This is a genomic window from Collinsella sp. TF11-5AC (genome assembly GCF_003436775.1).
Lineage (GTDB): Bacteria > Actinomycetota > Coriobacteriia > Coriobacteriales > Coriobacteriaceae > Collinsella.
On sequence record NZ_QSQO01000031.1, the window covers coordinates 1 to 17,001 of the forward strand.

The 17,001-nt window shown below is 58.8% G+C and carries 15 protein-coding genes; 4 read left to right on the plus strand and 11 right to left on the minus strand.

The genetic code is table 11. The features are described from left to right. Positions 1-226 precede the first annotated feature (226 nt). From DXD16_RS09705 to DXD16_RS09750, 10 genes are all read right to left on the minus strand, one after another. A complete protein-coding gene (locus tag DXD16_RS09705; protein WP_117655949.1) occupies positions 227-694 on the minus strand; it encodes a YfcE family phosphodiesterase in 468 nt (155 codons plus the stop codon). Between the two features lie 95 nt (positions 695-789). Then, complete coding sequence (locus DXD16_RS09710) at positions 790-1,506, minus strand: LytTR family DNA-binding domain-containing protein (RefSeq protein ID WP_006235156.1); 717 nt, start codon at positions 1,504-1,506, stop codon at positions 790-792. Between the two features lie 72 nt (positions 1,507-1,578). Next, positions 1,579-2,922 carry a histidine kinase gene (locus DXD16_RS09715; protein WP_117655950.1) on the minus strand — a complete coding sequence of 448 codons (1,344 nt, stop codon included), beginning with the start codon at positions 2,920-2,922 and terminating at the stop codon, positions 1,579-1,581. Continuing rightward, the gene (locus DXD16_RS09720) at positions 2,919-4,106 is read right to left on the minus strand and encodes a glycosyltransferase (protein WP_117648129.1); all 1,188 of its coding nucleotides are present in this window, start codon (positions 4,104-4,106) and stop codon (positions 2,919-2,921) included. Before DXD16_RS09720 ends, DXD16_RS09715 begins: the two co-directional genes overlap by 4 nt. A gap of 171 nt (positions 4,107-4,277) precedes the next feature. Next, positions 4,278-5,537 carry an MFS transporter gene (locus DXD16_RS09725; protein WP_117655951.1) on the minus strand — a complete coding sequence of 420 codons (1,260 nt, stop codon included), beginning with the start codon at positions 5,535-5,537 and terminating at the stop codon, positions 4,278-4,280. Positions 5,538-5,638: 101 nt separating this feature from the next. Beyond that, complete coding sequence (locus DXD16_RS09730; RefSeq protein WP_117655952.1) at positions 5,639-6,583, minus strand: zinc dependent phospholipase C family protein; 945 nt, start codon at positions 6,581-6,583, stop codon at positions 5,639-5,641. A 92-nt stretch (positions 6,584-6,675) separates the two neighbouring features. Beyond that, a complete protein-coding gene (locus tag DXD16_RS09735) occupies positions 6,676-7,410 on the minus strand; it encodes a LytTR family DNA-binding domain-containing protein (RefSeq protein ID WP_117655953.1) in 735 nt (244 codons plus the stop codon). A gap of 39 nt (positions 7,411-7,449) precedes the next feature. Further along, the gene (locus DXD16_RS09740; protein WP_233502700.1) at positions 7,450-8,841 is read right to left on the minus strand and encodes a histidine kinase; all 1,392 of its coding nucleotides are present in this window, start codon (positions 8,839-8,841) and stop codon (positions 7,450-7,452) included. A gap of 112 nt (positions 8,842-8,953) precedes the next feature. Continuing rightward, positions 8,954-10,231, minus strand: a complete 1,278-nt coding sequence (locus tag DXD16_RS09745) for an amidohydrolase family protein (protein WP_117655955.1) — start codon at positions 10,229-10,231, stop codon at positions 8,954-8,956. A gap of 131 nt (positions 10,232-10,362) precedes the next feature. After that, positions 10,363-11,814 (minus strand): APC family permease, encoded by a 1,452-nt coding sequence (locus tag DXD16_RS09750; protein ID WP_117655956.1) that lies wholly within the window; start codon positions 11,812-11,814, stop codon positions 10,363-10,365. 564 nt (positions 11,815-12,378) lie between these two features. Here DXD16_RS09750 and DXD16_RS10400 point away from each other — a divergent pair. Continuing rightward, positions 12,379-12,939: a hypothetical protein gene (locus tag DXD16_RS10400; protein ID WP_199408223.1), complete on the plus strand. Its 561-nt coding sequence runs from the start codon at positions 12,379-12,381 to the stop codon at positions 12,937-12,939. Next, positions 12,936-13,208, plus strand: a complete 273-nt coding sequence (locus DXD16_RS09755; protein WP_233502701.1) for a papain-like cysteine protease family protein — start codon at positions 12,936-12,938, stop codon at positions 13,206-13,208. The genes DXD16_RS10400 and DXD16_RS09755 overlap by 4 nt, the downstream gene beginning before the upstream one ends. Positions 13,209-13,581: 373 nt before the next feature. On the opposite strand, the gene arcC is transcribed toward DXD16_RS09755, so the two are convergent. Further along, positions 13,582-14,544, minus strand: a complete 963-nt coding sequence (arcC, locus tag DXD16_RS09760; protein WP_006235166.1) for a carbamate kinase — start codon at positions 14,542-14,544, stop codon at positions 13,582-13,584. Positions 14,545-14,979: 435 nt separating this feature from the next. Between arcC and DXD16_RS10320 the strand changes: the two genes are divergently transcribed. Both DXD16_RS10320 and DXD16_RS09765 read left to right on the plus strand, forming a co-directional pair. Beyond that, positions 14,980-15,129, plus strand: coding sequence for a hypothetical protein (locus DXD16_RS10320; RefSeq protein WP_158551673.1), 150 nt, complete (start codon positions 14,980-14,982; stop codon positions 15,127-15,129). Positions 15,130-15,266: 137 nt separating this feature from the next. Next, positions 15,267-16,598, plus strand: coding sequence for an ATP-binding protein (locus tag DXD16_RS09765; protein ID WP_158572444.1), 1,332 nt, complete (start codon positions 15,267-15,269; stop codon positions 16,596-16,598). Positions 16,599-17,001 lie beyond the last annotated feature (403 nt).

Here is a 17,001-nt window from a genome sequence, read left to right on the forward strand (position 1 = left end):
AGTGCTTTCCTTTGCGTGCGGAACTCGCGACAAACTTAACCCCCGCCCCCAGCCCCGGAGACCCTCCCTGCCGTCACATTATTCAACCAGTTTTGCGGGCGTGCGCCGCTGCGCGGCTAGCCCGCGTGTTCCTCGGCGGGGTTGGTCTGATTGTTCTGGTTGGACTTCTTACTTTGGCTCAAAGAAAAACGGGAGATGCCTTGTGCATCCCCCGTTTTTGTTGCGGTTAGTCTAGGTCAATAAACTTGGTACTTATGACATGGCCGTCGTTGACGAGCATTCTGGCCATGGTGGGGCCTCGGGTGCCTCGGGGGTAGCTGGCGCTGCCCGGGTTGAGGACTAAGCAGCGGCCCACTTGGGCTTCTTTGGTTACGTGGGTGTGACCGTTGATGGCTACGTCTACGGATCCCACCGGAAGGTCTTCGCGGTAATGGGCTACGGCGAATTTGAGGCCTTCGTAGGTAAAGAGCGCAAGACGGTCTACATCGGGGCCGTAGTCGCGGTAGTAATCGTTGTTGCCCAATACGGCCCGCACGGGGGCGATGGTGCATAGGTGCTCGTAGTCCATCTCTGACGTGAGGTCGCCGGCGTGGATGATCAGATCTGCGCCCTCAAGCTCATCCAGGAGCGCAGGCGAAAGATAGCCGTGGGTGTCCGAGATGATGTCGATGCGCTTGGCGCTTGCGCTGTTCATGGGATCCCTTCCGCAAAAAACGATTCAGCAGATACATACAAAAAGGCCCCACGGCTCCGCAGACGATGGGTCTACAGGGCTGCGGGGCCAGTGTGCTAGAGACTCAGAGCCTTCTTGAGCGGCACGACGCGGCGGCGCGAAACCGGCACGCGTTCGTCGACGCCCGTAATGCCCAGCTGGATGGCGCCCGAGGGCACCGTCTCGACGTCCGTAACGCACGCCAAGTTGACGATATAGCGGCGGTGAACACGGAAGAAGCCAAAGTCGCAGAGCTTGGCCTCAAACTGCGCCAGCGAGGTCGTCGACAAAAAGCGATCATCGACGGTATAGATGCAGGAGTAATCGTCCTTGGCCATGATAAAGCGAATGTCGTCCACGGGAATAAGCACCTTGCGGCCGCCCTTTTCCACCGGGATACGCTCGATGGTCACCTTGCTGTCCGTAACCGGCTTGGCGCGTTGCATGACCTTCTCGATCGCGCGATCCAAGCGAGCTTCCTCGACAGGCTTCATCAGATAATCGACGGCATCGACGTCGAATGCCTCGACCGCATGGTCGCTATACGCAGTCACAAACACGATCGCCGGCGGATTTTTGAGCTTATGCAGCGCCTCGGCAAGTTGCAGGCCCGAGGCACCGGGCATCGAGATATCGAGAAACACGACATCCACGCGACTTTCCATAAGCATCTCGATGGCGGAGCGGACGCTCGACGCCTCCGTGATCGTGCCGATCTTGCCCGTTTGCTCGAGCAAGAAGCGAAGCTCCGAGCGAGCCGGCGCCTCATCATCCACAATCATCGCACGCAGCATAGGGATAAAACCTTTCGTCAACTAACTACGCCAGGCATCCGTCGCATGACGTTGAGCCCGTAGCCTTTTATTTTACTCTTGAATGTCAAAGATGCTCTCTGACAAATCAAGATGAAGAAGCACTTTGGTGCCCTTGCCCGGCGCCGATTCGACACGCGTATAGGAGTGCGGCCCAAAAAAGCGATGGATGCGCTCCGAAATATTGTGCATGGCCACACCGGCGCCGCCACCCTGGGGAGAGCTGGCGTCGGGACGGGCAGAGCGCTCGTCAAACAGTCTGGCGGCGGTACCCTCATCCATGCCCACGCCATTATCGGCCACGGCAATCAAGATTGCATCCTCGCCGTCTTGGTGAACGGTCACGTCGATCCTCAGGGCGTCGTCATCGCCCATACCATGACGCACGGCGTTCTCGACAATCGGCTGGATCACGAACGCCGGCACCAGCGTATCTTCCACGTCCTCGGACACATCGAACGTCGCAAGCACGCGGTCCTCGCCAAAGCGGGCCTTCTCAAAGGTAAGGTAGCGCTTGGTCTGTGCGACCTCGCGCGAGACCGGAATAAGCGATCCCGAGTTGTCGAGCGTGGCACGATAGAACGATGAGAACTCACGAAGCAGTTCGCGGGCCCGCAGCGGGTCGGTGCGCGTAAACGATGCAATGGTGTTCAGCGTGTTGAACAGGAAGTGCGGGTTAATCTGCGCCTGCAGCGCACGCACCTCGGCGCGCGCTGTGAGTTCCTTTTGCACCTCGAGCTCGTGGATGGCGAGCTGCGTGGACAAGATCTCGGCAAAGCCCGAGGCAAGCGCGTACTGGGTGCGGTCGACGGCGCGCGGGGTCTTGTAGTAGAACTTGAGCGTGCCGACGGTACGATCGCCCACCTTGATGGGGGCGATAATGCCGGCGGGGACTTGGTTGTGCGAGCCGTCCGAGCCCACGACATCCACCATACGGTTGAACGATTGCACGATGCCATGTTCGATAACGTAGCGTGTGGCAAGCGTGTGGATGGGAGAATCTGGCAGTAGCTTTTCCTCAAACTCGCCCGCGCAGGCAAGCACGTTGTCCTCGTCGGTGATGGCCACCGTCATGGCGCGCGTCTCGGGCAAAATGCGCTGGCACACCAAACGCGCCGACTCCTGTGTCAAACCGCCCTTAATGTCCTCGAGCATGGCCGAGGCCACCGAGAGCGTCTCCTCGGTGTACTGGGAGCGCACCGAATCGGGATTGAGCGTCAAAAAGATAAAGATGCACAGAAAGATGCACAGCAGCGCGCAGGCAATCACCGTGGCAATCGGCTCGATTCCGGTCGCCAGGGCAAAAATAAAGTACACCAGCACGCAAATGGCGCAGGCAACGGCAATGATGCGAAAGATTGATATTGAACTATCGCGCTGGGCGCGGCGGTCGATCATTCGGCCCCCTCCAGGATACTGATCAGTTGTGCGTCACGCCAAAGCCCGTCCATGATCTTGGGCCAAAAGCTCTGGAAACGCAGGTAGCTTGCAGCGTTTTGGCGTGCATAGGCCTTTGCCTCGTCGATACCATGGCGCCAGATGCGCAGGTAGCCCTCATGCTCGCGGGTAAACACGCTGCGGACCATAGCGGTCTTGCGCACGCGGTCGTCGAGCTCGCGCGAAATCCACGGGCCCGGGTAGGGCATGAGCGATGCCGCCGTAACGGGAATGAGCTCCTTTTGATGCGCGGCGAACGTCAACTTGGCCCGTTCGTAGTACCAACGGTATACATCCTGCATAAAGCGCGGTGAGCGCTTTTCGGACTCCGGAGGCAGATGGCGCACGGTCCACTCGTTATCGAACCACACGTCGTAGCCAAACATGCGCATGTTAAAGAGGTAATCCAAGTCCTCGCCGCGGGTGATAAACGGGTCAAAGGCCACACGCGTAAAGGCGCGGGCGTGCAGGGCCATCAGGCCGCCGCACACGTAGTTGGAGCGCGAGATGCGGGTGCCCGAGAGCGCCTTTTTCATCCAACGGTTGAACTCGATGCGCTTGGTCCACCAACGATGGCAGATGCCCGCCTTGTCCGTGGGAGCCAACGGCGAGCCGTCGCGATCGTAGAAATAGCCGCTCTTGACCAAGATCGGCAAGCCCTGACGCGTCTGCTGCCCCAACGCATAGGTCGCGCGCTTCATAAAGTCGGCGTCGATGACAGCCTCATCGTCATCCAAAAAGATAACCGCGTCATGCCCCAGCACCGCAGCGCAGGCCAGCCCCATGTTGCGGATGGCACCGTAACCTCGCAGGCTCACGCACTCGCCCGAACCCTTGGGCGCGATCTGAGCAACCCGGTCTGCGATGCGCGAGGCCTGGGTGTTGGTGACAACGGTGACCTTGAGCGTGGGATGCGCGTCGACAATCTCGTGCACGCGCAGCGACACATCGGCTGTGGCAGAAACGGGACAGACCACCAAAAGGATGATGCGCGGGATGTCGCGCACCTGCTCAAGCGAGGCCAGGCAGCGGTCGAGTTCGGGATTGTCGGCGTTGAGTCGTGTCGAATGGTCATAGGTGCCAGGGGCGTTTGCGCGAGCGTCATCGCCCGCCCAATACGTTGGAATCACGACCGTGGCGTTCATGCCTTACCCTCCCTGCAACACAAAAACGGGACGCCGCCAAACACAGGCGACGCCCCGCGACCTAGCTGACTCCATCATACCCACTTGGGCTAATCATTGTTCGAAAGTCAGAATGTTTATTGCGGATAACCCCAAAAGAGCACCGTGGACAGGCACAATAGCCGCTCACTCCTATGCGGCATGCTCTGCCGCCCGAGTCATGCGGGACAGGCGGACCAGCAGCATAAAGCCAACGACCAGCAGCACACCAATGGAAAGGACGCCCAGCGACGGGTTGCCGGTCAGCGAGGTGACGATCGACACCAGGAAGGTGCCCATAACGCTTGCATAGCGGCCAAAGATGTCAAAGAAGCCGTAGTACTCGTTGGACTTTTCCTTGGGAATAATGCGGCCAAAGTAGCTGCGGCTGAGCGCCTGCACGCCGCCCTGGAACAGGCCGACCATAATGGCAAGCACCCAAAACTCAAAGGCGGTCTTTAGGAAGAACACGGCGAACAGCACAATGCCCATGTAGGCGGCGACCGCCACCAGAATCATGTTGAGCGTGCCCACGCGTCCGGCGAGCTTGCCGTAGATGATGGCGGACGGAAAGGCCACAAACTGCGTGACGAGCAGCGCCAGCACCAGCTGGGTCGAATCGATACCCAGAGCCGAGCCGTAGCTGGTTGCCATGGAAATGACCGTGTGCACACCGTCGATGTAGAAGAAGAACGCGATCATGTAGACCAGCACGGTCTTGTTGTGGGCGATCTCGCGCATGGTGTGTCCGACCTCGGAGAACACACCGCCCACGATGTGGCCGATGGTGTCCTGGGGACCGCGCTCGCGACCGTACTTTTGCTTATAGGTGCGAATGAGCGGCAGGGTAAAGATGAGCCACCAGGCACCGGTGATGATAAACGACAGACGCGTTGCCAGCATGGTGGGGACGCCGAGAGCGGGGCCACCCATGATAAGCGCCAAGCAGATGATGAACGGCACGGTGGAACCGATGTAGCCCCAGGCATAACCCGAGCTGGACACGGCGTCCATGCGCTCGTCGGTGGTAATGTCAGGCAGCATGGCGTCGTAGAACGTCATAGAAGAGTTAAGGCCGATGGTGCACAGCACGTACACGGTCAAAAATGCCATGGCGGACATTGGGATAGCCTGCGTCAGGCAAAGAACCAGGCCCGTGAGGAAGAAGCCCAAGAAGAACTTGATCTTGTTGCCGGCGTAATCGGCAAGCGCGCCCAGAATGGGCATGAGCATGGCAATGACCAGCGAGGCAATCGTCTGAGCGTTGCCCCAAGCGACCACCAGGTCTGCCGAGGAAGCACCGGTATTGATGGCGTTAAAGTAGATGGGCACCACCGAGGTATTGAGCAGCACGAGGGCCGAGTTTCCCACATCGTACATGACCCAGTTACGCTCGAGCTTGGTGTATTTCATGGACAGGGACCCTTCGTATTCGCCCGATATGCAGCTAGTTCATCGTACCCCAATTGTCCAGAAGCACCGGTAAGGATTCGGCAAAGGGGCACGCGCGGGCCCTATTCCTCGCGGTCGAACTCCTCATCGGCATCGAGCACGCGACCGCTGTAATTGACATGGTTGGTCACGGCTTCCATATCGCCGGTCTCGATAAAGCGGGCAACCGTGCACTCGTAATCGAGCAGCGCGCGGTCAAAGACCTCGGGGAAGCTCTCGGTCGAGACTTCATCGGTAAAGGGGTTCTTCCATGCCAAGTGGCCCAGGTTGCCGGTACGCTCGGGCAGCTCGGTCGTCACGCGGTGCGCAAGGCCGTCGAGCAGCGAATAATCGTGCACCAAGCCCTCAACCAGCGAGATCGCGCGCGTCTTTACGGAGCCGGCCGGCTCAATCGCGCGGTAAAGTCGCTGCATATTGGCAACGGCAGCACCGTACTCCCCCGCCGGAATGTCAATGCCGTACACGCGTCCGGCAACATAGCTCATCAGCACGCCGGCCACGCGATTGATGCGATCGGTGGTGACGATCTCGCCCGCCGGCGGGTAATCGTCAACCGTAGCGCCATCGCGTTTAAGCTGCAGCATCAGTACATCCAGGTCGCTCTCGATCACGGCATGGACCTGACTGCTCGAATCCTCAAGCTCTGAATCGGACTCCACGATGCCAAACTGTTGCTCATAGACAAAGGGGTGAGCGTTGCGGTCGAGCACGTAATGAGACAGCAGGCCCAGCGCAAAGGCACGACCCAAGCTGGCATCGCGCGGCAGCAGATGCGACACGCCGTCGCGCAGGCACGCGAACTGGCGAGACATGCGCGAGCGATGCATGACCTGCGCCAGCAGCGTGCAGTCGGAAACACGCGGTGTCAGAATGTGAAAGAAAAACGGGTCGGGGCCTTGGTTGCCCAAGATAAAGGCGATGCGCTCTTCATCGGACGTGATGACGCCCTGCGGAAGACGGTCGATGCTTTCCTCGCCAAACAGATGATGGGTGATAAGCGCGGGCATAATGATCCTTTCGATTTCATTCGATGCCACCCATTATGCCCACCGCACGGTCATGCCAAACCTGCGGTGGTAAACGACGGCACGCAAGCCTCTTACGCAAGCCCCAGGTGCGACTTGACCTCGGCGGCACGACGACGGGACACCGGCACCGTCGAGCTCACGCGGTCGAGCCTGAGCTCCATCAAGCCCGTGGAGCCAATCTCAACATTGTGCACGTCTTCCAAATTGACCAGATAGCTGCGATGAACGCGAATAAAGCCCTCGGAGCCCAAGCGACGTTCGAGCGAAGAGATCGACTCATTGATCAGATATGTTCCCTCGGCGCAGACGGCGTCGCAAAAATCGGCACGCGCCTCAAAGTAGCAGACATCCGCCACGGGGATAAACACCTTTTTGCCCCCGCGATCCACCGTCAGGCGCAAGGGCTGGCGCGGAGCATGGACGACACGACGAACGCCCAGGGCGGCCTCGATCTTATCGAGCGCCTTTGACAGGCGGGCATCCTCGACCGGCTTGACGACGTAATCAATGGCATCGAGGTTATAGGCATCGGCCGCATACTCGGCAAATGCCGTCACAAACACCACGACCGGCGGCGTTTTTAGGTTCTGCAGCGTCTCGGCAAGCTCGATTCCCGAGCGGCCGGGCATCGTGATATCCAAAAACAGCACGTCGGGCTTGTTCGACAGAATCGACTCCACGGCCTCGGTGACATTGCCCGCCTCGGCAATCTGTCCCACACGTGCATCCTTTTCCAGCAGATAACGTAGCTCAGCCCTAATAGGAGGCTCGTCATCAACCACCAAGATGTTCCATCCCTCGGACATATGCGCTTCCCCTCTTTTTTCTCTCAATCCAACCGCGCGCTACACCTTCATCGGCGCCGGCTCATGCGGCTCGCCGTTCAGCTCGACGATGACCTGCGTTCCCACGCCCTCCTGGGACTTCACGCGCATGCCAGAATCTTCTCCGTAAAAGAAATGGATGCGCTGAAGCACGTTGAAGAGCGCCAGGCCGCAACCTCGCTTGATGGATCCGTCGGCGGTAATGCTCTCGGGCTCCTCTCGGCGATGCTGCTCAAACAGATGCGCGCAGACTTCTTCGCTCATACCGATACCGTCATCTTCGACGATGATCTCCAAGCCGTCATCGGTCTCAAAAGCCCTAACACGAATAGAAAGCGGCTCGGTCTCGCGCTGCGCATGCTTGATACAGTTTTCGAGCAGCGGCTGCAAGATAAACGGCGGCACCAGGCTGTCGCGCACCTCAAAGTCGATGTCGACCGAAACGCGCAGACGGCCATCACCATACCGGGCCTGCATAAGATTGATATAACGAGTGCCCTGTTCCACCTCGTGCTCGAGCGTGGTGAGCGTATCGGAGTCAGAAAGCGTCTGACGATAGTAGTTGGAAAAGTCGATTAGCAGCGATCGCGCGTTGTCGGGCTCGGTTCGAACGAGCGACACGATCGTGCTGATGGTATTGAATAGAAAATGCGGGTCGACCTGCGACTGCAGAGCGCGGAGTTCAACGCGGGCCGTGAGTTCATCCTGGCGCTCGAGCTCAAAGCTGGCGAGCTGCGTGGAAATAAGGTCGGCGAAACCCGAGGCAAGCGCCGTCTGGCGCATATCGATGCTGCTCAGGCGCGGGTAATACAGCTCGAGTGTGCCCACGCAATGCCCACGCACGGTAAGCGGCGCGACAATGCCGGCGCGCAGGCGGGGAAAATAGCCGCCCGTCTCATTGGAAGCGTCACGCGAAAACACGCTCTGCTCACCCGTCTCAATCACGTTGAGCGTAGTCTTGAGCACCACCGGGGTGCCGGCGGGGCATTTTGCCGAGTCCTCGCCCCAGCTTGCCAGTACCTGCTTGCCGTCGGTAAAGCAGATGGCAGAGGCGATGGTCTCGGACAGGATGATTTTAGAGGCGCCCAGGGCCGCTTCGGGCGTAAGGCCGCGCGACGTATAGGCGAATATTTTTGATGCGATGGCAAGCGTACGATCGGTTGCGCTCGATGTGAGGTCGTCGGGGACCACAAAGACATACGAGAAGAAGAAGCACAGCATGACCAGGCCGGCAATGACGACAACGCCTGGAACGGGATTGGGATTATCGGTTAAATCCCAGATAAGCAGCAAGATAAGCGCCGGAACGACGACACCAAGTAGAATGGCCTGAACCACATGCTGGGCCGTACGAAAGACCTTGGTGGAGTTGTAACTCTTGCCCAGAATCAGCCTATTGAGATCCACCGTCATCCCCTTCTTACTGACGCACCCCATAGCAATAAAGAGGGCCGCAAGCGACCCTCTCCATTGCATTATGCAATCAAAAACTGTGTTTTACATCCAGCTATCGACAAACGGTATCTTAGGCGCTGTATTTGTTGGCTTCGCCAAAGGTGCCAGCCTCGACAATCCAGCCGTCCTTCATGATGACGTCCATGTTGTCGGTGTTGAGCACATGGATGTCGGCGGCGACGTCACCGTTGACGACCAGCAGGTCGGCGCACTTGCCGGCCTCGATGGAACCGGTCTCGTCCTCGATGTGGCACATCTTGGCACCGTTAAGGGTGGCGCAGGTGATGGTCTCGACCGGGGTGAAGCCGATCTTGTCGACGAACTCGTACATCTCCTCGATGGAGCAGGTGCCGTACGGGGTGACGAAGGAGAAGGAGTCAGAGCCGATCGTCATGACGACGCCGCGCTTCTTGGCCTCGCGCAGGCAGTCGTAGTTGCGCTGCAGCTCCTTCTCGACCAGGGTACCCTCGTACTTGTCGTGCAGCTCGGGGACGTAGACGGGCGGATAGGTGGCGTACCAGGTGGGCAGGAAGGCGATCGTCGGGGTGAAGAAGGTACCCTGCTCGGCCATGAGGTCCATGGTGCGCTCATCGATATCGAAGCCGTGGATCAGCTGTTCGCAGCCAAAGCGAACGGAGTCGTAGGCAGCAGCGTGGTTGTTGTAGCAGTGGCTCCACACGGGGATGCCGACCATCTTGGCCTCTTCGACCACGGCCTGGATCTCCTCGGAGCAGTAGTGCTGGTCGCGACCGGAGTCCCAACGCCAGATACCGCCACCGGTAGCCCAGATCTTGATGGCATCGGGGTTCTCGCGCAGGCGACGACGGACGGCCTTGCGCAGATCCCAAGGACCGTCGACCTGATCGCCCCAGGGGTGGGATTCCTTGTTGAGCTCCTGGGTGCAGTGGTGGGAGTCACCGTGACCGGCAACACGGCAGAAGCCCAGACCGGTGGCCAGAACGCGCGGGCCCTTAAAGACGCCCTTGTCGATGCAGTCGCGAATCTGGATACCAAAGCGGCCGATCTCGCAGACGGTGGTGAGGCCGTGGGTGAGGCAGTCGTAGGCCTGCTTGACGGCGACGGCCTGCTTCTCGAGGAGCGGCTGCATGACCCAATCGGTGTCATCGTCGGTCAGGTTGCCCGAGAAGTGCAGGTGGGTGTCGATCAGGCCGGGAAGGACGGTCTTGCCGGCGGCGTCGATAACCTCAACGCCCTCGGGAAGGTCCTGCATAGCACCGGCATACTCGATCTTGCCGTTGTCGTCGACGAGAACGAGGGAGTTCTCGACCGGCTCGGCACCGGTACCGTCGATGAGCTTGCCGCCAACGATTGCGTACTTAGTGGACATGGTTCCTCCTTATGGATCCATATAGTGGGCGAGGCCATGTTGGGTTATGGCCTCACAAAGCTACCCAAGTGGTGCCGGGTTCGGTGCGCGGAAGAGAGGGGTCCGCGCACCCGATCCGCCCCGGCTAGGCGTTATTTTTTGCGGGAATTGGTGAAGGCCATGAGGGCCAGGCCAACGGCCAGCCAGCCGATCACGATGCTCCACTCCACCATGTTGAGGGAGGCGGGAGAGAACGGGACCACGAGCAGGCCGATGATGACGGCGCAGGCAGCGACAGCGAGGCTGATGCCAAACTTGCCGCCGGGCACCTCGTAGGGACGAGGCAGGTCGGGCTCGGTGAAGCGCATGCGCAGGCAAGCGAGGGCGACCATGCCGCAGGAGAAGATGAAGGCGAGAGCCGACACGTTGGTCAGAGGGATGAGCATGTTCTTGCCCAGGAACGGACCGATGACGGTGATGACGCCCAGAACGGCGCAGGCGAGCTTGGGAGCGCCGGACTTGGGATCGACCTCGGCGAACTTCTCGGGCAGCTGGCCCTTGCGGCCCATGGCGAGCATGATGCGGCTCGTGGCGCCGTAGAAGGAGTTCATCGGGCCCATGGGTCCAAGCGTGGCGATGACGAGCATGGCCAGGTACAGGAGCATGTTGATGCCCTTGAGGCAGGCAAGCGCGGGAACCGGACTCTTAACTAACTCATGCCAGTCGAGGATGGTGCCGAACGAGTAGATGCAGACCATGTAGAAGCCGCCGGCGGCCAGCAGGGCCAGGGAGATGATCTTGCCGAACTTGTTCCAGTTGAGGCCCTCGGCTGCTTCCTCAGCCTGCTGAGGAATGGTATCGAAGCCGGCGTAGAAGAACGGGGTCAAAACCAGGACCGACACGATGCCGGCGAACAGGCTGGTGCCCTCGGTAGCGGGCTTGCCGCCGCCAGCACCGGTGACCTGGGAGAACACGGGCATGGCGTGTTCCGGCGAACCGGTGAACAGCGAGACACCCATGGCGAGCAGCATGCCGCAGAGCAGAGCCTTGGTCAGGAAGGCCTGGAGCTTGGCGGCCGAGCTGGCACCGCGGAAGTTGAGGAAGATGACGTAGACTGCAAAGCCGAGCGCAATCAGCGTCGGGAACAGGTAAACATCGGCGCCCAGGATGGTGTAGAGCTTGACGGCGCGCAGCCACTCAAGGCCGGGCAGGCTGCCGAACATCTCGGATACGAGGGTCGAGATGGCGATGGCCTCCCACGGGCACAGGATGCCGTTGCCCAGGGCCAAAAGCCAGCCAGTGATGTAGCTCAGCGTACGGCCAAAGCTACGATCGACATACTCGACGATGCCGCCCGAGATGGGGATGGCAGCCGTGAGCTCACCGAAAACAGCTCCGACGGGCACGAGGAAGATTGCACCCAAGAGGAATGCGATCATAGCGGGAACGGGACCGCCGCCTACGACCATCCAGTCGCCAACCTGCAGAACCCAACCGGTACCGATGATGGCACCAAAGCCGATGGTGAAGAAGTTCCAGAGCGAAAGCGTTTTCTTCATGCCGCCGTTATCTTCGACTGCAACTTCTGCGTTCTTGTCCGCCATTGTTCCCCTCCTTTCCTTTTTGACGCCCCTTGACGTCACCCCTTGCGCGGTCTGTTTTGCCGCGCGCTTTTATTTCGTGGCTTTAAGATACGGCCTTGGCACAGCAGCGCCGCTTGTAGCTCGACCGAAGGCAGAACTGCAAAACGAGCGGCGCCGTTTTTGGGACGAACGGCACGGTTTGCCGCTCATTGTTGTCGCCCGTCCGACGGACGTACGCTCATCGGACGCATAGAGAGATGTTTTTGAGGCCGTGTGTTTTGCGCCTTTCGTACCGTTTACCGAGCTTTTGACGCGCGGACCCATTTGTTGCACATCTTTTTTGTAGGATAGACAGGTTATACATGAGACAAGGCGGTACGAATGGCATACGGATACAACGACGGTGATCAACGGCGACAAAGCGTTCGCCTTGCTGGCCGCACCACGCCGACGCCCAGAAGTGCCACGAGCAGCAATCCGCAACGCCCTCAAGAGCAACCCAGGTCTTCGTCTCGGCAGCAGACAAACGGAACACGGCAGAGTGGCCGTCCGAGCACGGGCACAAGCGCACAGCAAGATAGCCGCTTGGGCGCGCGCACTCGACAGCGCCAAGCCGAGGTTCCGCAACTGCGCCGCAACGGCGCACGTCAGCCCGGCATCCATATCAACCGCTTCTTTTCGCATCCCCAAGGCGGACGCGACGGCAAGCCCTACCGCTCGACATCGTTCGTGAATGCCCCCGCCCTGCCGGCTCGTCAGCTTTGCCTCGCACTGTGCTCTATCCTCATCTGTCTGGTCTTTGTGCTTATGAGCTCCTGTATGTCCCACGGCTCGGCCGGTCTCGAGCCCACCGCCGAGGACAAGCTGCTCAAGGCCCCCGTCGCGCCCGGTTATTCTTTCGCCTTTTCGACCCCGCGCTCGCAATGGCAAGCCGGCACGATGCCCCATATCTATCAGATCGACCCTGCATGGTCGGAGCTGCCTTACGCCGGCGGTACCATCCGCCAAAATGCTTGCGGGCCTACGTGCCTCACCATGGTCTATATCTTTAAGACGGGACGCACCGATATGACTCCCGTCGATATGTGCGCGCTTTCCGAGGCAGGCATTACGCCCCCACCGGTGCAACCGAATGGTCGTTTATGACGAGCGGTGCGTGGCAGTTGGGACTTAACGGAACGGAGCTTCATAACGATCGCGACTCGATGACTATGGCGCTGCGTTCGGGAGCGCCCGTCATCGCCGCCGTTCGGCCGGGCACCTTTACCAACGTGGGCCACTACATTGTGCTTTACGGTATTGACGACGCCGACCAGATTGAAGTCTTCGATCCCAACTCGGCCAGCCGCAGCGCCCGCCGCTGGGGCGTCGTAGAGGTCCTTAACGAAGTCGAAGCCATGTGGGCCTACTACTAGTCATTGGGGACAGACTTAAATGAGTGGTCTCTGGATGCCCGGAACTGCTGGCACGGAAAGCGCACCCCGCTTTGAAGTTCGATAGCGGGATGCGCTTTCCGTTAGCGGCCTGTTTGGGAAACTGGGGGCCATTTTTCGGGCAAATTCCGGGATGTATTTTCCGGTTGAGGGCCCCGGGGAAACTGTGCCCCATTTTGGACACTCATTGTGGGATGCACTTTCCGCAGTTGATTGGTGCTACTCATTTAAGTCTGTCCCCAATGACTACCGATAGCAAAAGCCCCGCAGTCGGAGCGGACTGCGGGGCTCATGAAGAGAGGCTAGTTTGTGGGCGCTTTGCCTGGCGCCCACGAGAGATGCAACGGAGTAGGGACTACTCGTGGATGCGGGTACCGGAGAGGCCGGCCATGGTCTCGGCGGCCTTGTCCAGGGCGCCGATGATGCAGGTGCGGCCCTTGCGGGAACGGGCGAACTTGATGGCGGCGCGGACCTTGGGCTCCATGGAGCCCTTGCCGAACTGACCCTCGTCGGCCAGGCGCTCGGCCTCGTCGGCGGTGAGGTCCTCGAGCTCCTCCTGGTTGGGCTTGCCAAAGTTGATGGCGACATGCTCGACGGCGGTCAGCAGGAACAGGACGTCGGCGTCGCAGTCCTCGGCCAGCAGCTCGCCGCCCAGGTCCTTGTCGATGACGGCGGGAACGCCCTTGTAGCAGCCCTTGTTCTCGTAGTCGCGGACGACGGGGATGCCGCCGCCACCGCAGGCGATGACGATGAACTCGTTGTCGAGCAGGTTGAGGATGGAGTCAGCCTCGACGATCTTCTTGGGATCGGGGGAGGCGACGACGCGACGCCAGCCGCGGCCGGAATCCTCGACGAAGACCTTGGAGGGATCCTCGGCCATGAACTCCTTGGCCTGCTCCTCGGTGTAGAAGGGGCCGATCGGCTTAGTCGGGTTCTTGAACGCGGGATCGTCGGGATCGCACTCGATCTGGGTGACGACGGTGGCGGCGTGCCAACGCTTATAGCGCTTGTGCATCTCGCGGCCGATGCCCTGCTGCAGGTGGTAGCCGATGTAGCCCTGGGACATGGCGCCGCACTCGGGCAGCGGCATCTCGGGGGTGCCGATGGCGTCGTGGGCGGCGGCGAAGGCGTTCTGGATCATGCCGACCTGCGGGCCGTTGCCGTGGGTGATGATGATCTCGTTGCCCTGCTCGATGAGGCCGAGGAGCGCGTGGGCGGTGTTGCTCACGGCCTCGATCTGCTCGACGGGGTTGTTGCCGAGGGCGTTGCCGCCAAGGGCGACGACGATGCGGTCGGGCTTGCCAAGAGGCTTAGACATTGCTGGAATCCTTTCTGTAAAAGGCCTACAACCCATTAATAACCCGCGTCCGTGCAATACGCGAGTTTATTAAGGTTTATATTCTCTTTATCGCTCATTTTATTCATTTTGAAAATAGTTTAACGGTGAACGGTCGTTTTTACCCGCTCAGCGTAAAGAAGCCCAGCTCACACATGTTTACGTCATCTACGTGCGACTTTATTTAATTAGAGCAGAGATTAGGCTGGATTATGCAAACTATATCTTTGCTAAACACATAACGGACACTGCAATTATTTACTCGCACTATACGAGATTCTATACATTTATTAGACGAGTATGCACCCCTGCAAAAACACGGGGCTTTTCATCCAACAAAAGGGATAGCCAATCGCGCTTCACCCCGCGGCAAGCGGCTGTGAGTTCGCAGTATGGAACTTTACCGTCGGCTTCTGCATGAACGCTGCCGACGCCCTTTCGCTCCTGCGCGCCCAAGCAGCCGAGAACGCTAACGGCGCCACTGCCAACCTGGCCACCCTCAACAACGGCGCCGCCAGCCTTTTCGCAAAGTACCGTGCTGGCTCGCTGGCTTTGAGGCCTAAGTGAGCTTTGCTATTTGCCAATTTTTGTATGATTTGGGTCAAATCTATTTGTCAATTTTTGTATGATTAGGGGCAAATCTATTTGCCAATTTTTGTCAATGAGGTGTTTTAATGCTACGCCGCAAGGTTACTGATAGGCTTTTGAGCTGGAAGAATAACTCCCATAAGGCCCTGCTTGTTACCGGTGCGCGTCAGATTGGCAAGAGCTATGCGATTCGCGCGTTTGGAAAGAGCAACTACGCTTCGTATTATGAGGTCAATCTGCTACTTGATGCCGAGGCAAGAGACGTACTTGTTGGCGCTAAGAACTCCATTGACTTCATCAACCGTGTGGCCCTTCTTGCGGATGCACCGCTTGTTGAAGGAGACACGCTTATCTTCGTCGATGAGATTCAGGAGTATCCGCAGATCGTTACACTTATGAAGGCGCTGGTCGAGGACGGACGCTTTAGCTATGTCTTCTCGGGGTCTATGCTTGGGACTGAGTTTAAGGGGATCTCTTCTTTTCCGGTAGGGTATGTCGAGCACATTGTTATGCGGCCGATGGATTTTGAAGAGTTTTGTTGGGCAAACAGCGTCAGCGAAAATGTGCTTGCAGATATTCGCAGCCGCCTTGTCGAGAGACGTCCCGTCGAAAACTATATTCATGAGGCGATGCTCAAAAACTTTAGAGCCTATATCGTTTGCGGCGGCATGCCGGAGGTCGTTCAGAACTATATCGATTCGGGCTATTCGCTCGTGAGAACGCGTGAGCTTCAAATTCAGCTAGTCGATCAGTACAAAAGCGATATCTCTAAATATGCATCGACTCGAGCGTTTAACGTTCGCTCCATTTTCGAGCAAATTCCCGTTCAGCTTGAGGCGGAGTCCCATCGCTTTATCGTCTCGTCTCTAGGCGAGGGAGCTCGTCTTCAAAAATACGAGCAGGATTTCCTATGGCTGGTGAACGCAGGCGTTGGATTGATGGTCCCCCAGGTGACGGAGGCACGAAGTCCTCTCAAGAGGACGGAGAAAACGACGGCCTTTAAACTATACGAGTCCGATACAGGTATGCTCGCATCGCGGTATCCCGGCAGCACGGCACGCGCCGTCTACCTTGACATGAAAACCCCCAACCTCGGCGGCCTCTATGAGAACGTGGTCGCACAGGAACTCGTTGCCCTCGGAGCAGATACGTGGTACTACCAAACGCGTGAGGTCGGTGAAGTCGACTTTGTAATCGAAGGTGCCCGCGGGCATGTTGTCCCAATCGAAGTCAAATCGGGCAAGAAAGTTCGAGCACATGCAGCCCTCGACCGTTTGATGAGTGTGGGCGAGTACAAAATTCCCGAGGCCGTTGTGCTGAGCCACGAAAACCTTTGCAAAGAGGGCAAGATCCTTTACGTTCCAATCTATATGACATTCTGTCTCGATGAGTTTATGGAAAAGGACGACCCCAACAACGATTTCTCGTTTGCACCCATATCTCTCTAGGTCATCTGAGTCCGCAAGCCAGCCTCCACGCCCAAAGTACTGCGCCTTTCGCGCCAAAGGCGCGAAACAGCAAGGGAATAGAAGGCAGCGACAACCAACTCCCCCACTATGCCCAAAGTGCTGCGATGTTTCGCGCAAAGCGCGAAACAGCACTGGGGCAGCAGAAGGCCACAATCAGCTAGCCCTCCATGCCCAAAGTGGCGCGTGGTTTCGCGGCCACGCCGCGAAACAGCGACCGGGACAAGGCACCCCCACAGCCACGTCCTTCATTCAGCCCCACAATCCGAGGACGTAGTCGTAGCAGGATCTGAGGGCTGACCTTCGCGGACACTCCGCAGGACGAAAGAACCCCCGCCGCACGTTGAACTGCGCCCCAATTCTTGGACGGGCTAATAAGCGGCCT

Excerpts from the sequence above, each read along its gene's own strand:
- DXD16_RS09715 (WP_117655950.1), bottom strand. The coding sequence starts at position 2,922 with ATGATCGACCGCCGCGCCCAGCGCGATAGTTCAATATCAATCTTTCGC.
- arcC (WP_006235166.1), bottom strand. The coding sequence starts at position 14,544 with ATGTCTAAGCCTCTTGGCAAGCCCGACCGCATCGTCGTCGCCCTTGGC.
- DXD16_RS09750 (WP_117655956.1), bottom strand. The coding sequence starts at position 11,814 with ATGGCGGACAAGAACGCAGAAGTTGCAGTCGAAGATAACGGCGGCATG.
- DXD16_RS09720 (WP_117648129.1), bottom strand. The coding sequence starts at position 4,106 with ATGAACGCCACGGTCGTGATTCCAACGTATTGGGCGGGCGATGACGCT.
- DXD16_RS09710 (WP_006235156.1), bottom strand. The coding sequence starts at position 1,506 with ATGCTGCGTGCGATGATTGTGGATGATGAGGCGCCGGCTCGCTCGGAG.
- DXD16_RS10320 (WP_158551673.1), top strand. The coding sequence starts at position 14,980 with ATGAACGCTGCCGACGCCCTTTCGCTCCTGCGCGCCCAAGCAGCCGAG.
- DXD16_RS09745 (WP_117655955.1), bottom strand. The coding sequence starts at position 10,231 with ATGTCCACTAAGTACGCAATCGTTGGCGGCAAGCTCATCGACGGTACC.
- DXD16_RS09730 (WP_117655952.1), bottom strand. The coding sequence starts at position 6,583 with ATGCCCGCGCTTATCACCCATCATCTGTTTGGCGAGGAAAGCATCGAC.
- DXD16_RS09705 (WP_117655949.1), bottom strand. The coding sequence starts at position 694 with ATGAACAGCGCAAGCGCCAAGCGCATCGACATCATCTCGGACACCCAC.
- DXD16_RS09755 (WP_233502701.1), top strand. The coding sequence starts at position 12,936 with ATGACGAGCGGTGCGTGGCAGTTGGGACTTAACGGAACGGAGCTTCAT.
- DXD16_RS09725 (WP_117655951.1), bottom strand. The coding sequence starts at position 5,537 with ATGAAATACACCAAGCTCGAGCGTAACTGGGTCATGTACGATGTGGGA.
- DXD16_RS09735 (WP_117655953.1), bottom strand. The coding sequence starts at position 7,410 with ATGTCCGAGGGATGGAACATCTTGGTGGTTGATGACGAGCCTCCTATT.
- DXD16_RS09740 (WP_233502700.1), bottom strand. The coding sequence starts at position 8,841 with ATGACGGTGGATCTCAATAGGCTGATTCTGGGCAAGAGTTACAACTCC.